Below are 12,921 nucleotides of genomic sequence, written 5' to 3' on the forward strand. Positions count from 1 at the left end.
GTCGCGCGCGCGTGGTGCATGCGCCGATGAGCGCCGATCAACGCTGAACAAGTACGCGTCGTTCAATAGGTGAGCAGCACGGCCACCGCGCCGAGCACTCCGCCGCAAATCGTGCATGCCCACAGCAGCACACGCGTTCTGCGATATTCGGTCAGCACGTCGCTGACAAGCTGCGCCTGTTGCCTGACGTTCGCGGCTTCGTGTTGATGCTGCAGATAGCGCACGGCGAGCTGCGGAATGCGCGGCACCAGATGCGCGAGATGCGGCAACTCCTGCGCAATGTGCCTTGCCCAGCCGCGATGGTCGAACTCGCGGCGCGCGAGCGTCGCCAGCACCGAGCGCGCGATCTTCCACGAATCGACGCCCGGATGCAGCGCGTTCGCGAGCATCTCGGCCTGCTCGAACGTGCGTTGCGCCGCTGCAAGGCGCGGCGGCACGTCGCCGCCGAACGGACGCACGGCGAACAGCAGATGATGGAACAGCGCGCCCGCCGAGCGCTCGTGCGATTGCGGCGCGAAGTGCGCTTCGGCGCGCATACGCAGTTCGGCTTCGAGCTTTTCGGGGCGTGTCTCGCTCGACACGTGCCCAGCTTCGTGATGCAGATGCGCGAGACGTCCGTAGTCCTGGTCGAAGAGAGCCGTTGCGCCTTGCACGAAGAACTCGCGTTCATGCGTCGACAGGCTCGACATCACCGCGAAGTCCGCGAGCACGATACGACCCAGCGTGTCCGGCTCGATGCTCACGCGCACGCGGCGCGCGTCGAGCGTCGCGTGGAAGAAGCCGTGCTCGAACGCCTGCTCGGTGACGACTTCGATGATGTGCTCGGCAAGCGGCACCAGCTTCACGCCGCGCGCCGACAGGCCAGTGAGATCAAGCGCGGGCAGCGACTCGACATGCTGCATCGCGAGCGTGCGGTCGGTGCAGAGCTCCCAGATCACGGCGGGAATCGCGAGGCGCTTGTCGTCTGCGAAGTGATGCGCGGTCTGGCTCAGGTTCGCGGCCTCGGCGCGCAGATCGAAGCGCCGCAGCATGTCCTGCGTGAAGGCGTCCGCCATGTCGCGCAGCCGCAGACGCCGCGCGTTCTTCGACAGCTTCTCCATCCAGCGCGCGACCCAGCGCAGCAACGCGGCTTCGTCGGCGATTTCCTGGACCTGCGCGGCGCGCACGAGCTTGATCGAGATGTCGCGATGTCCGTTGATCGGCTCCGCAAGCCGCGCGACATGCGTCTGCTCGGCAAAGCCGTTGCGCGCGGGCGTCAGGTCGATCGACGCGAAGAGCGTCGATACGGGACGGCCGAGTGCAGTGGCGAGCGCCTGTTCGACTTCATCCGGCGGCAACGGCGTTTCGAGGTGGCCGACGGCGTCGATCGCGTCGTGCAGGGTGCCCGTCGCCAGTTCGGGGCGGCGCGCGAGCGCCTCGGCGAAAGCGCTCGCGAGCGGACCCAGATTGGGCAGCGCGCGTTGCACGCCGGCGCGCGCGCCCGGCGACGCGTGCACACGCGATGCGAGCGTGATGAACCAGTGCAGCTTGTGATGCTCGGGCGCGGCGAGCCAGAGGAGACGCGCGCCGTAGCGCAGCGTATGAAACAGCAGTCGTAGTCGGCGAAACAGGGGAGGCATCGGCGGATCGTTCGGCAGGACGCATCGGCGATGCGTGAGAAGACCGCTCAGATTAGCAGGGATGCGCCGCCGGGAACACCCGCACGGCGATTGCCGCGTGCCGGATGCGACGGGCAACGGCATGCGGTGAGCCTCGGCACGCGGTGAGCCTCAACATACCGTGAGCATTGGCATACGGTGGCGAGCAACAGCATACGGGCAGGATATCGGCATACGATCGGCCGACAGGCGATGCGCCGCCTGCAAGCCTTTCGTTACATTCCGTCCGCGTCGGATTCCCATGCGTAATACAATACCCGCGACAATCCGGCGGGCCGATCCCATCCCTGAACCCCTGCTCGCCGCCTCGCGGCGGCCACCAACCGATGCTGGCAGAACAACGTCACCAATACATTCTGGCTAAGGTCACCAAGTCGGGCGCACTGTCGGTCGCCGAGCTGGTTCGCGAACTGAACGTATCGCGCGAAACGATCCGCCGCGATCTGAACGCGCTCGCCGAGCGCGGCCTGATCGTCACGACGCATGGCGGCGCGCTGTCGAGCGACCGGCGCGAGCCGGATCTCGATACGCGCGAAGCCGCGAACGCGAGCGCGAAGCGCGCGATCGGCGAGCGCGCGGCGCAACTGGTGCCCGACGGCGCGTCGGTCATAATCGATTCGGGCAGCACGACGCACGCGGTCGCGCGCGCGCTGACGGACCGCCACCGGCTGGCCGTCTACACGAACGACTGGCGCATCGCGCTTTTGCTCGGACGCCGCAACGACAATCGTGTGACGCTGCTCGGCGGCGAGCTGTCGGACAACGAAGACGCGGCGTTCGGCCTCGATACGATTCACCAGCTGTCGCACTATCACGCGGATTTCGCGCTGATCGGCGCGGGCGGCATCACGCCGGACGCGCAGCTGTCCGACTACTCGCGCATGGCAGCCGAGGTGCGCAGCCAGATGATCGCGGCCGGCAACACGGTGATCGTCGTCGCGGACAATTCGAAGTTCGGCCGCGTGACGCCCGTGCGCATCGAAGGGCTGGAGAAGGCGCGCTACGTCGTGACGGAACTCGCGCCGGATCGCACGCTCGCAAAGGCGATCACTGCACGCGGCCCGGAAATCCTGATCGCGTGAGTGACGCGCGCCATTTCATTTCACGCTGAGGCCGAGCTGCGCCAGCGTCCGGCCGATGGCGGCGACGGCGTTGTGCATCTCGTTCGTGTCGATCGCGCCGATGCAGCCCACGCGGAACGTCTCGATCTCGGTGAGCTTGCCCGGATACAGGATGTAGCCCGCTTCTCTCACGGCCGCATAAAACTCCGTAAAACGCCACTTCGGATCGCGCGGCGCATGGAACGTGACGATCACGGGCGCCTGCACGTGGGCCGGGAGGAACGTGTCGAAACCGAGCGCCTTCATGCCGTCGACGAGCGCCGCACAGTTGCGCGCATAGCGCGCGCCGCGCGCCGGCTGGCCGCCTTCCGCAATGAACTGGTCGAGCGCGGTGCGCAGCGCGGCGACCACGTGCGTCGGTGGCGTAAAGCGCCATTGCGTGGTCTTTTGCATGTACGCGTACTGATCGTACAGATCGAGCGCAAGCGACGGCGAGCGGCCCTCGCATGCCTCCAGCACGTTGCGCCGCACGATCACGAAGCCCATCCCCGGCACGCCTTCCAGACACTTGCCGCTCGCCGACACCAGCGCGTCGATGCCGCCCTTGCGCAAGTCGATGGGCAGCGCGCCGAACGAACTCATCGCATCGACGATCAGGCTCTTGCCGTGGTGCTTGCACACGGCCGCGATCTCGTCGAGCGGATTGAGCAGGCCCGCGCTCGTCTCCAGATGCACCTGCGCGACGTGCGTGATGCGCGGATCGCGGTTGAACGCGTCTTCGATGGCGTGGGCGCTGGCCGGCTCGTCCTCGCGCAGCGGCAGCTCCACCCACGCGATGCCGAGGCGCTGCAGCACCTTGATGATGCGCGCGCAATACGCGCCGTTGTTCGGCACCAGCACGCGGCCGTCGCGCGGCACCAGCGTGCCCAGCGCGGCCTCGACAGAGAACGTGCCGCTGCCCTGAAGCGGCACGCAGACGTACTCATTTGCTCCGTGTACGATCTTGACGAGATCGTTGCAGACGCTCTGCGTGATGCCGTTGAACGCAGCGTCCCACGAACCCCAGTCGCGCAGCATCGCTTCGCGCGTGGCTGGCGAGGTCGTCAGGGGTCCTGGCGTCAGCAGGATAGGGTCGTTTCCAAGAATCACACAGCCTCCTTCAGAATCAGCGAAATGCGGGCGAATCGCGCGTTGTCCGGCGCGTGTTGCATTGCATATTATTGGCTGATTGTGTCATTTTGTGGAAATGTGCAGACTCTTCATGTCGCTGTCACAAAAAGAGACGATCCTTGCCGTGCCCGTTCAGGCAAGGCAGTCTGGAGCGAGCAATCGTGAAAGGAATGTCCTGGGCGCAAAGGCCGCAAAAAAGTTGTCAGCAATCTGCAATTCGCACGGCTTCGGCCGCGAGGTCAGGCGGATGCCCCTTTCGGGGCGCCGCACGGACACCACCACTATCGGGTTATCACAGGTTTTTTTGCCTTTCGGAGAGAACGACATGAAAAAGACGGATCACCTTCGCTCGACGGGCCGCATTGCGCGCAAGCTGCTGCCCGCACTCGTCGCGGCAGCGGCGTTCGGCGGCGCGATGTCCGCGCACGCGGCGGGCGCGGTCGTGCTGTACACGGCTGACGGCCTCGAAAACCTCTACAAGGACGTGCTGCCCGCGTTCGAGAAGCAGGAAGGCGTGAAGGTCAACATCGTGACGGCGGGCAGCGGCGAAGTCGTGAACCGCGCGACCGTCGAAAAGGACGCGCCGAAGGCGGACGTGATCGTCACGCTGCCGCCGTTCATCCAGCAGGCGGCGCAAGCGGGCCTGCTGCAGAACTACGAGAGCGTGAACTACAAGAACGTGCCTGCGATCGCGAAGGCGTCCGACGGCGCGTGGGCCACGTTCGTCAACAACTACTTCTCGTTCGCGATCAATCCGGAAGTGGTGAAGAACCAGCCGAAGACGTTCGCCGATCTGCTGCATCCCGACTACAGCGGCAAGGTCGCGTATTCGAACCCGGCGACGGCGGGCGACGGCATGGCCGTGATCATCCTGACGACGTCGCTGATGGGCGAAGACAAGGCGTTCGACTATCTGAAGAAGCTGGAGCAGAGCGCCAAGTTCCACACGAAGGGCACCGGCTATCTGGACGTGCTGCTCTCGCGTAACGAAATCTCGGTCGCGAACGGCGATCTGCAGATGGATCTCGACGACGCCGCGAACGGCGGCCTGTCGCTCAAGCCGATCTTCCTCGCAGCCGAGCCGGGCGGCCAGCCGACCACGTTCCAGCTGCCGTACGCGATCGGCCTGATCAAGAATGGCCCGAACCAGGCGCAAGGCAAGAAGCTGATCGACTATCTGATGTCGACGGAAGTGCAGGCGAAGGTGCCCGACATCTTCGGCATTCCGGGCCGCACCGACGTGCCGCTCGCTGGCAAGAACGGCACGGCCGTCAAGCAGGCGATCGCGGGCGTGAAGCTGATCCCCGTCGACTGGAATCACGTGATGTCGAAGAAGGCCGACTGGACGGCTCGCTGGAAGAGCGACGTGATCGGCAACTCGGGCAAGCAGCTCGAAGTCGTCAAGCCGAAATAATCACGGCGTCTGATGGAAGGACGCGCGGCGTGACGACGGTCGCGCCGCGCACAAGGCATTTGATGCACCGGATGCGCCTGACGCATCCCGTGCTGCAATTCAAGCTTACCAACGCAGGAGGATGGACCCGGTGAACACTGCAACAACCCTTGCTGGTTCAGGCGCGCTGGACGCCACTCCGCGAGCGGAGGGCGTCGCTCGCACAGCCGAGCCCGGCGGCGTGCAGGTCGAGCATCTGACGGTGCGCTTCGGTTCTCGCACGGTGCTCGACGATCTGTCGCTGACGATCGAGCGCGGCGAACTGTTGACCGTGCTCGGCCGCAGCGGCTGCGGCAAGACGACGTTGCTGCGCTTCATCGCTGGTTTCATCGAGGCGGACGGCCTCGCCGGCACGCTGACGGTCGCGGGCCGCGACCTCACGCACGTGCCGCCGCACAAGCGCAATCTGGGCCTGCTGTTCCAGAGCTATGCGCTGTTTCCGCATCTTTCGGTATTCGAGAATGTCGCGTTCGGCCTGCGCGCGCGCCGTATTTCGACGAAGGAAATCGCGCGGCGTGTCGCCGATGCGCTGAAGCTGGTGCAGCTCGGCGATGCCGGCCACGTGATGCCCGCGCAATTATCGGGCGGCATGCAGCAGCGCGTCGCGCTCGCGCGCGCGCTCGTGATCGAGCCGGACGTGCTGCTGCTCGACGAGCCGCTGTCCGCGCTCGACGCCAATCTGCGCGCGTCGGTGCGTTCCGAGCTGAAGGCGCTGCATGAGCGCCTGCCGAATCTGACGATCGTCTGCGTGACGCACGATCAGGACGACGCGCTCGTGTTGTCCGATCGCACGCTGCTGATGTGCGAAGGCCATATCGCGCAGCTCGGCACGCCGCAGGAACTGTACGACAAGCCGAGCGACGCTTTCGTCGCGCGCTATCTCGGCGCGGCCAATCTGCTGCCGCCGAACGTCGCGTTTGCGCTCGGCGATGCGCGCCATGCGGAGCGCGAGCGCGTCGCGTGCCTGCGTCCCGAGGCGATGCGCATCGTGCCGCTCGGCGAAGGGCAGTTGCACGGCACGATTGCATCCGTCGAATGGTACGGCTCGGTGCTGTCTGTGCAGGTCGCGCTCGACGCGATGCCGGGCGAGCCCGTGCACGTGTCGATGCAGCGCGGCAGCGGTGTGATGCCCGAAAAGGGCACGCGAATTTCCTTGCGTTACGAGGCAGACGATGTCGTCCTTATCAAGCCCTGACGCGCTCGCCAACCGCGACGCGCTACGCGCCGCGACGGCCGCATCGCATGCGGCGGCGAAGCGCCGGCGCGAACGCATGTCGCAATGGCATCTGCTGTTTCTCGCCGTGTTCGTGCTCGGCCCGCTCGTGATCTATCCGCTCGTGCGTCTCGTTCTGCTGAGCCTGACGGGCGCGCATGGGCTGAGCTTTCACGCGTACTCGGCGTTCTTCAAGAATCCGGAGACGAGCGGCGTGATCGGCACGACGCTGTGGATACTGTTCGCGAGCGCGGGCCTTGCGTCCGTTCTCGGTGTCGCGCTCGCGTCGCTGCTGTTCTTCAAGCCGTTTCCTGGCGCGCGGCTCGTCACGCGCTTTCTCGAACTGTTCGTGGCGTTCCCGTCGTTTCTCGTCGCGTTCACGCTGATCTTTCTGTACGGCTCGCAAGGCTCCGTCAGCATTGGCCTCCAGCGGCTCTTTCGTCTCGAAGCGCCGCCGCTCGATTTCCTGTTCGGCATCGGCGGCGTGATTCTCGCGGAGGTCGTGTTCTACGCGCCGTTCGTCGTGCGTCCGACGCTCGCGTCGTTCGCGATGCTCGACATGCGTCTGATCGAAGCGGCGCGCAGCCTCGGCGCGAATGGCTGGATGGTCGCGTTTCGCGTGATCGTGCCGCTCGCGTGGCCGGGCATCGCGGCGGGCACGATCCTGTGCTTCCTGCTGACGTTGAACGAGTTCGGCATTCTGCTCGTGCTCGGAAGCGCGCATCTGATCACGCTGCCCGTGGCGATCTACAGCTCGGCGACCGTCGATCTCGATCTGCCGGCAGCGGCTGCGGGCGCGGTCGTGATGCTGGCGATGTCGTTGTCGCTGTATGCGCTGTACCGCCAGGTCAACAGGCGCAAGGTGGGAGGGGCGAAGTAATGTCCGACGTCGATCAAACCGTGCTGCCTGCCGTGCATCATCGCGCGCGGCCCGTTCAGCACAGGCTCGTCACGCGCATCGCGGGCGGTCTCTTCATGGCGTTCGCCGCATTGCTGTGCTTCTGGCTCTTCGTGCTGCCCGTGATCGTCGTCGCGCTGTCGAGCGTCGCCGCGCACTGGTCGGGCACGATCCTGCCCGATGGCTTCAGCATGCGCTGGTTCGAGCGCCTCGGCGGCAGCGATTTCGATGCGCTGATGACCAGCTTGCAGATCGGCTTCGGCGTCGCGATTCTCGGCACGGTGCTCGGACTGTGGCTCGCGCTCGCGCTCGAAGGGCGCGACCGGCGCGGCCTCGGCGCGCTCGTCGATACGATCGCGATGGTGCCTAACGGCGTGCCGAGCGTCGTGCTCGGTCTCGCCGTGCTGATCGCGTATCACAAGAAGCCGCTCGATCTGTCGAGCTCGGCCGCCATCGTCGTGTTCGTGCAGCTGGCGCTGGTGCTGCCGTTCTGTTATCGCTGCGCGGCGGCGGCATTGCGGCCGGAGCTGACGATTCTGCGCGAAGCGGCCGCGAGCCTCGGTGCGCCGCCGTCGATGGTGCTGCGCCGCATCGTGCTGCCGCAACTGGTGCCCGCGATACGCGCGTCGCTTGCGCTCGGCTTCGCGCTGTCGCTCGGCGAGCTGGGCGCGACGCTGACTGTTTACCCGCCGGGTTTCGCGACGGTGCCGATCGTCGTCGTCGGCCAGGTCGAACGAGGCTATTACCTGCCGGCGTCCGCGCTATCGCTGATCCTGCTGCTCGCGTCGCTGGCTGCGCTTCTGCTGATCGCCGCGCGCGTACCGCGCCGTCGCGTGGACTGACAACAACGTTTCCTGATTTTTCGTGAGGTGTGTCCGTGTCGGCGTGCCTCGCATCGTGATGTGGCAAAAATTGTCGAAATGACTGAAAATATGGAAATTGTGCCGGATGATCGGATCGAGGTGGTCAGGCGGCATTCGCTGACGGCGCTGGTGCGCGACGAGATCGAGCGCAACATCGTCGACGGCGGGCTGGCGCCCGGCGACAAGCTCAACGAAGCCGACTGGGCCGCGCGTCTGCAGGTGTCGCGCGGGCCGGTGCGAGAGGCGTTTCGCGCGCTGGAGCAGGCAGGGCTCGTGCGCAACGAGAAGAACCGCGGCGTGTTCGTGCGGACGGTGTCGCTGGCGGAGGCCGACGAGATCTACGCGGTGCGCGCAGTGCTCGAACAGGCGGCGTGCCGGATGCTCGCGCAGCGTATCGACGCCGCGCAACTGGCCGCGCTGCGGGCGCATGTCGATGCGATGCATGCCGCGCTCGATGCCGGCGATCACGATGTATATGCGCGAGAAAACGTCGCGTTTCACGATGCGATCGTCGCGATGGCGGGCAACGGCAAGCTGTATGAGACGTATCGCAGGCTGGTCGGCGAATTGAGTCTTTTCAGGCGCGCGGCGCTCGGCGTGCGCGGCGATGCGATGGAGCGTTCGCTCGCGGAGCATCGCGCGATTCTGTCGGCGCTCGCTGCGCGCGATGCGGACGAAGCCGCGCGGCGGATGCTCGCGCACGTCGACGGCGGCAGGCAGCGCGCGCATGAAGCGGCGGAGCCGCATCGATCCGGTGAACGCGACGATCGCAACGAGCGGGACGACGGTTTGAGTTCGCTGCTCGCCTGAGTCGCGGGAACCAATGAAGAACACGCGTCAGCGACGCATAGGGAAGAGAACGATGGCAATCCAGTCCGAACGTAGTGTTGGTGTGAATGGCCGCAATTACCGGTTGCCGGCGACGCCGACGGTGGTCGTGTGCGTCGATGGCTGCGAGTACGACTATCTGGAAGCGGCCGTAAAGGCGGGCGTGGCGCCGTATGTCGGCAAGATGCTGCGCGACGGCGCGGCGTTCAGGGGCGACTGCGTGATTCCGTCGTTCACGAACCCGAACAACCTGTCGATCGTGTGCGGCGTGCCGCCTTCCGTGCATGGCATCTGCGGCAACTACTTCTGGGACCCGCAGGCCAACGACGGCAAGGGCGCGGAAGTGATGATGAACGATCCCGCGTATCTGCGCGCGCCGACGTTGCTTGCGGCAGCCGCCGACGCGGGCGCGGCCGTCGCCGTCGTCACCGCCAAAGACAAGCTGCGCCGTCTGCTCGGCAACAAGATGAAGGGCATCTGCTTTTCGGCGGAGAAAGCCGACAAGGTGACGCTCGAAGAAAACGGCATCGGTGAAGTGCTGGATCTGGTCGGCCAGCCGTTGCCGGATGTGTACAGCGCGGGACTTTCCGAATTCGTGTTCGCCGCGGGCGTGCGGCTTGCGCAGACGCGCAAGCTCGACTTGATGTATCTGTCGACGACCGACTACGTCCAGCACAAGTGGGCGCCCGGCACGGAAGGCGCGAACGCGTTCTACGCGATGATGGACGGCTATCTGGCGCAACTCGATGCGCTCGGCTGGGTGATCGGCCTGACAGCCGACCACGGCATGAACGCGAAGCACGATCCGCAGACGGGCGAGCCGAACGTCATCTATCTGCAGGACCTGATGGACGAATGGCTCGGCGCGCGGGCGGCGCGCGTCATTCTGCCCATCACCGATCCGTACGTCGTGCATCACGGCGCGCTCGGGTCGTTCGCGACGATCTATCTGCCTTCGGACGCGAATGCGCAACCGCTGATCGAGCGTCTGAGCGGCCTGAAGGACATCGAAGCCGTGCTCGACAACAAGACGGCGTGCGAGCGCTTCGAGTTGCCGAACGATCGCGTGGGCGACATCGTCGTCGTGAGCAAAAAAAATACGGCGCTCGGCACGCGTCGCGACGAACATGACTTGTCGGGGCTGACGGTGCCGCTGCGCTCGCACGGTGGGCTGTCCGAGCAGGAAGTGCCGCTGCTCTTCAATCGACGCATCAGCGAAGCACGCGTCGCGGGCAAGCGTCTGCGCAATTTCGACGTGTTCGATCTCGCGCTCAACCATCTGGCGACATCATGAACGCAATGATTCCGTCCAACGATCACCCCGCGTTTCGCGCGGAGGCGCTGCGTCTGAAGGGCGAGCGCGCGGCGCGCCCGCGCACGCTCGATGTGTTCGATCCGTACACGGGCATGCGCGTCGGCACGGTGCCGATGGCGAGCATCGACGATGTGCGTGCCGCGTTCGACTACGCGGGCGCTTATTCCGCGAAGCTCACGCGCTATGAGCGCTCGCAGATTCTCGAGCGCGCGGGCATGCTGCTGCGCGAACGGACGGAAGAAGCGTCCGATCTGATCTCGCTCGAATCGGGTCTGTCGAAACAGGACACGCTGTATGAAATCGGACGTGTCGCGGATGTGCTGAAGTTCGCGTCGATCGAAGCGTTGCGCGACGACGGGCAGAGTTTCTCGTGCGATCTGACGCCTCATGGCAAGAAGCGCCGCGTGTTCACGCAGCGCGATCCGCTGGCGGGCGTGATCGTCGCGATCACGCCGTTCAATCACCCGATGAACCAGGTCGCGCACAAGATCGCGCCCGCCATCGCGACGAACAATCGCGTGATCCTGAAGCCGTCGGAGAAGGTGCCGCTGTCGGCGTTCTATCTCGCGGACGTGTTGTATGAGGCGGGGCTGCCTGCGCCGATGCTGCAGGTGCTCACGGGCGACCCGCGCGAAATCGCCGATGAGCTGGTCACGAATCCGCTTGCCGAACTCGTGACGTTCACGGGCGGCGTCGCGATCGGCAAGCACGTCGCCGAGCGCGCGGGCTATCGGCGCGTCGTGCTGGAACTCGGCGGCAACGATCCGCTGATCGTGCTCGAAGACGCCGATGTCGAGCGTGCCGCCACGCTGGCCGTGCAGGGCTCGTACAAGAACTCCGGTCAGCGCTGCACGGCCGTCAAGCGGATGATCGTGCAGAAGAGCATCGTCGCGCGCTTCACGGAACTGGTCGTCGAGAAGACGCGCGAGTGGACATACGGCGATCCGTTCGGCCGGTCGAACCAGATGGGCACGGTGATCGACGAAGCGGCCGCGCGGCTCTTCGAGTCGCGCGTGAACGAAGCGGTTGCGCAGGGCGCGCGTCTGCTCGTCGGCAACGAGCGCAAGGGCGCGCTGTATTCGCCGACGGTCGTCGATGGTGTCGATCCGTCGATGACGCTGATTCGCGAGGAAACGTTCGGCCCCGTCTCGCCGATCATCACGTTCGATACGCTCGACGACGCGATCCGCATCAGCAACGGCACGCCGTTCGGTTTGTCGTGTGGCCTGTGCACGAACCGGCAGGACGCGATTCCCCGCTTCATCAACGAATTGCGCGTGGGCACGGTGAACGTGTGGGAAGTGCCGGGGTATCGCGTCGAACTGACGCCGTTCGGCGGCATCAAGGATTCGGGCCTCGGCTACAAGGAAGGCGTGCAGGAGGCAATGAAGAGCTTCACGAACCTCAAGACCTTTTCTCTTCCGTGGGAGTGATGTTGTGGCATTGAGTCTGGACGACATTCGCGGGTTGTTCGAACAGTATGGCCAGCTCGCGTACAGCGGCGAGCCGGTGACGCAGCTCGAACATGCATTGCAAAGCGGCGCGCTCGCGGAAGCGGCGGGTGCCTCCGATGAACTGGTCGCTGCGGCGTTCCTGCACGACCTTGGACATCTGCTGAACCGTCAGGGTGAAACGCCGACTGCGCGCGGCATCGACGATCTTCACCAATACTTCGCGTTGCCGTTTCTGCGGCCCGTGCTGCCGGATGCGGTGCTCGAGCCGATCCGTCTGCATGTCGACGCGAAGCGCTGTCTGTGCGCAATCGACGCAACTTATTTTGGACACTTGTCAGCGGATTCTGTGCGGAGTCTCGAACTGCAGGGCGGTATCTTCACCGATGACGAGGCGCAGGCGTTCCTGAAGAAGCCTTATGCCGAGGACGCGTTGCGCTTGCGTCGCTGGGACGATCTCGCGAAGGAGGCGAATCGCGCGACGCCGGATCTCGATCACTATCTGAACGTCGTATCGCGTGTGATGGAAAGGCATGCGATCGTTTGATCTTTGTCGATAAGGGAGATCGCGCTGAGGCCCGGGTATCGCGTTCATATGTCAGGCGCTTTACGCACGTCGAGAAACCGCTTGCAACTGCGATTGCAAGCGCCTAGAATTGCGCTCTTTCGCGCGGCGGACACCGCGGCGCGAGGGAAGCGGGGAAGGCGGGGGAGCCGGCAGTAACGCGGTTTTCTGGCGGAGTCGGCGGGGAGTGCGGTAGTAAAAACCTGTTGACGAATACCGGAAGGTTCTTCATAATCTCCTTTCTCTGCTGCTGATGCAGCAACGCAGCGAAGGCAAGGCGCCTCGTGCGAATGTTCTTTAAAAACTAACAGCCGACAGGTGTGGGTGCTCGATGACGGCGCGCGGCGATTTTCCGGAATTGCCGAAGGCAAAAGTAATCGAGTCTCACACAGAAAGAAATTGAGGAAGGTTTGAGGGGTTGAGAAACCCGCTCGAACCATCTGTCA

General features: G+C 65.0%; 11 protein-coding genes. 9 read left to right on the forward strand and 2 right to left on the reverse strand.

Annotated features, from left to right (window positions below; genetic code table 11):
- Window positions 1-62: 62 nt before the first annotated feature.
- A complete protein-coding gene (locus AB4Y32_RS24750) occupies window positions 63-1,619 on the reverse strand; it encodes an ABC1 kinase family protein (RefSeq protein ID WP_368723870.1) in 1,557 nt (518 codons plus the stop codon).
- A gap of 365 nt (window positions 1,620-1,984) precedes the next feature.
- Here AB4Y32_RS24750 and AB4Y32_RS24755 point away from each other — a divergent pair, with 365 nt between their 5' ends.
- Window positions 1,985-2,740, forward strand: coding sequence for a DeoR/GlpR family DNA-binding transcription regulator (locus AB4Y32_RS24755; RefSeq protein ID WP_368723871.1), 756 nt, complete (start codon window positions 1,985-1,987; stop codon window positions 2,738-2,740).
- A 15-nt stretch (window positions 2,741-2,755) separates the two neighbouring features.
- Here AB4Y32_RS24755 and AB4Y32_RS24760 read toward each other — a convergent pair whose 3' ends face one another.
- Window positions 2,756-3,868, reverse strand: coding sequence for a 2-aminoethylphosphonate--pyruvate transaminase (locus AB4Y32_RS24760; RefSeq protein WP_439899837.1), 1,113 nt, complete (start codon window positions 3,866-3,868; stop codon window positions 2,756-2,758).
- Window positions 3,869-4,214: 346 nt separating this feature from the next.
- Between AB4Y32_RS24760 and phnS the strand changes: the two genes are divergently transcribed.
- The 8 genes from phnS to AB4Y32_RS24800 all read left to right on the forward strand — a co-directional run bounded on the left by phnS (window position 4,215) and on the right by AB4Y32_RS24800 (window position 12,457).
- On the forward strand, window positions 4,215-5,303 hold the full coding sequence (gene phnS / locus AB4Y32_RS24765) for a 2-aminoethylphosphonate ABC transporter substrate-binding protein (RefSeq protein ID WP_368723872.1): 1,089 nt from the start codon (window positions 4,215-4,217) through the stop codon (window positions 5,301-5,303).
- A 130-nt stretch (window positions 5,304-5,433) separates the two neighbouring features.
- Complete coding sequence (phnT, locus tag AB4Y32_RS24770) at window positions 5,434-6,537, forward strand: 2-aminoethylphosphonate ABC transport system ATP-binding subunit PhnT (RefSeq protein WP_368723873.1); 1,104 nt, start codon at window positions 5,434-5,436, stop codon at window positions 6,535-6,537.
- Window positions 6,515-7,435 carry a 2-aminoethylphosphonate ABC transporter permease subunit gene (locus tag AB4Y32_RS24775; protein WP_368723874.1) on the forward strand — a complete coding sequence of 307 codons (921 nt, stop codon included), beginning with the start codon at window positions 6,515-6,517 and terminating at the stop codon, window positions 7,433-7,435. Before phnT ends, AB4Y32_RS24775 begins: the two co-directional genes overlap by 23 nt.
- Complete coding sequence (gene phnV / locus AB4Y32_RS24780; protein ID WP_368723875.1) at window positions 7,435-8,295, forward strand: 2-aminoethylphosphonate ABC transport system, membrane component PhnV; 861 nt, start codon at window positions 7,435-7,437, stop codon at window positions 8,293-8,295. The genes AB4Y32_RS24775 and phnV overlap by 1 nt, the downstream gene beginning before the upstream one ends.
- Window positions 8,296-8,373: 78 nt before the next feature.
- The gene (locus tag AB4Y32_RS24785) at window positions 8,374-9,126 is read left to right on the forward strand and encodes a phosphonate utilization associated transcriptional regulator (protein ID WP_368723876.1); all 753 of its coding nucleotides are present in this window, start codon (window positions 8,374-8,376) and stop codon (window positions 9,124-9,126) included.
- 52 nt (window positions 9,127-9,178) lie between these two features.
- Window positions 9,179-10,438 (forward strand): phosphonoacetate hydrolase, encoded by a 1,260-nt coding sequence (gene phnA, locus AB4Y32_RS24790; protein WP_368723877.1) that lies wholly within the window; start codon window positions 9,179-9,181, stop codon window positions 10,436-10,438.
- Window positions 10,435-11,892, forward strand: a complete 1,458-nt coding sequence (gene phnY, locus AB4Y32_RS24795; RefSeq protein WP_368723878.1) for a phosphonoacetaldehyde dehydrogenase — start codon at window positions 10,435-10,437, stop codon at window positions 11,890-11,892. Before phnA ends, phnY begins: the two co-directional genes overlap by 4 nt.
- Before the next feature lie 4 nt (window positions 11,893-11,896).
- Complete coding sequence (locus tag AB4Y32_RS24800; protein WP_368723879.1) at window positions 11,897-12,457, forward strand: phosphonate degradation HD-domain oxygenase; 561 nt, start codon at window positions 11,897-11,899, stop codon at window positions 12,455-12,457.
- Window positions 12,458-12,921: the final 464 nt, after the last annotated feature.

The organism is Paraburkholderia phymatum, assembly GCF_040965635.1.
GTDB lineage: Bacteria > Pseudomonadota > Gammaproteobacteria > Burkholderiales > Burkholderiaceae > Paraburkholderia > Paraburkholderia phymatum_B.

Coding starts and splice junctions, on each gene's coding strand:
- AB4Y32_RS24750 (WP_368723870.1), bottom strand. CDS start 1,619: ATGCCTCCCCTGTTTCGCCGACTACGACTGCTGTTTCATACGCTGCGC.
- AB4Y32_RS24755 (WP_368723871.1), top strand. CDS start 1,985: ATGCTGGCAGAACAACGTCACCAATACATTCTGGCTAAGGTCACCAAG.
- phnS (WP_368723872.1), top strand. CDS start 4,215: ATGAAAAAGACGGATCACCTTCGCTCGACGGGCCGCATTGCGCGCAAG.
- AB4Y32_RS24775 (WP_368723874.1), top strand. CDS start 6,515: ATGTCGTCCTTATCAAGCCCTGACGCGCTCGCCAACCGCGACGCGCTA.
- phnV (WP_368723875.1), top strand. CDS start 7,435: ATGTCCGACGTCGATCAAACCGTGCTGCCTGCCGTGCATCATCGCGCG.
- AB4Y32_RS24785 (WP_368723876.1), top strand. CDS start 8,374: ATGACTGAAAATATGGAAATTGTGCCGGATGATCGGATCGAGGTGGTC.
- phnA (WP_368723877.1), top strand. CDS start 9,179: ATGGCAATCCAGTCCGAACGTAGTGTTGGTGTGAATGGCCGCAATTAC.
- phnY (WP_368723878.1), top strand. CDS start 10,435: ATGAACGCAATGATTCCGTCCAACGATCACCCCGCGTTTCGCGCGGAG.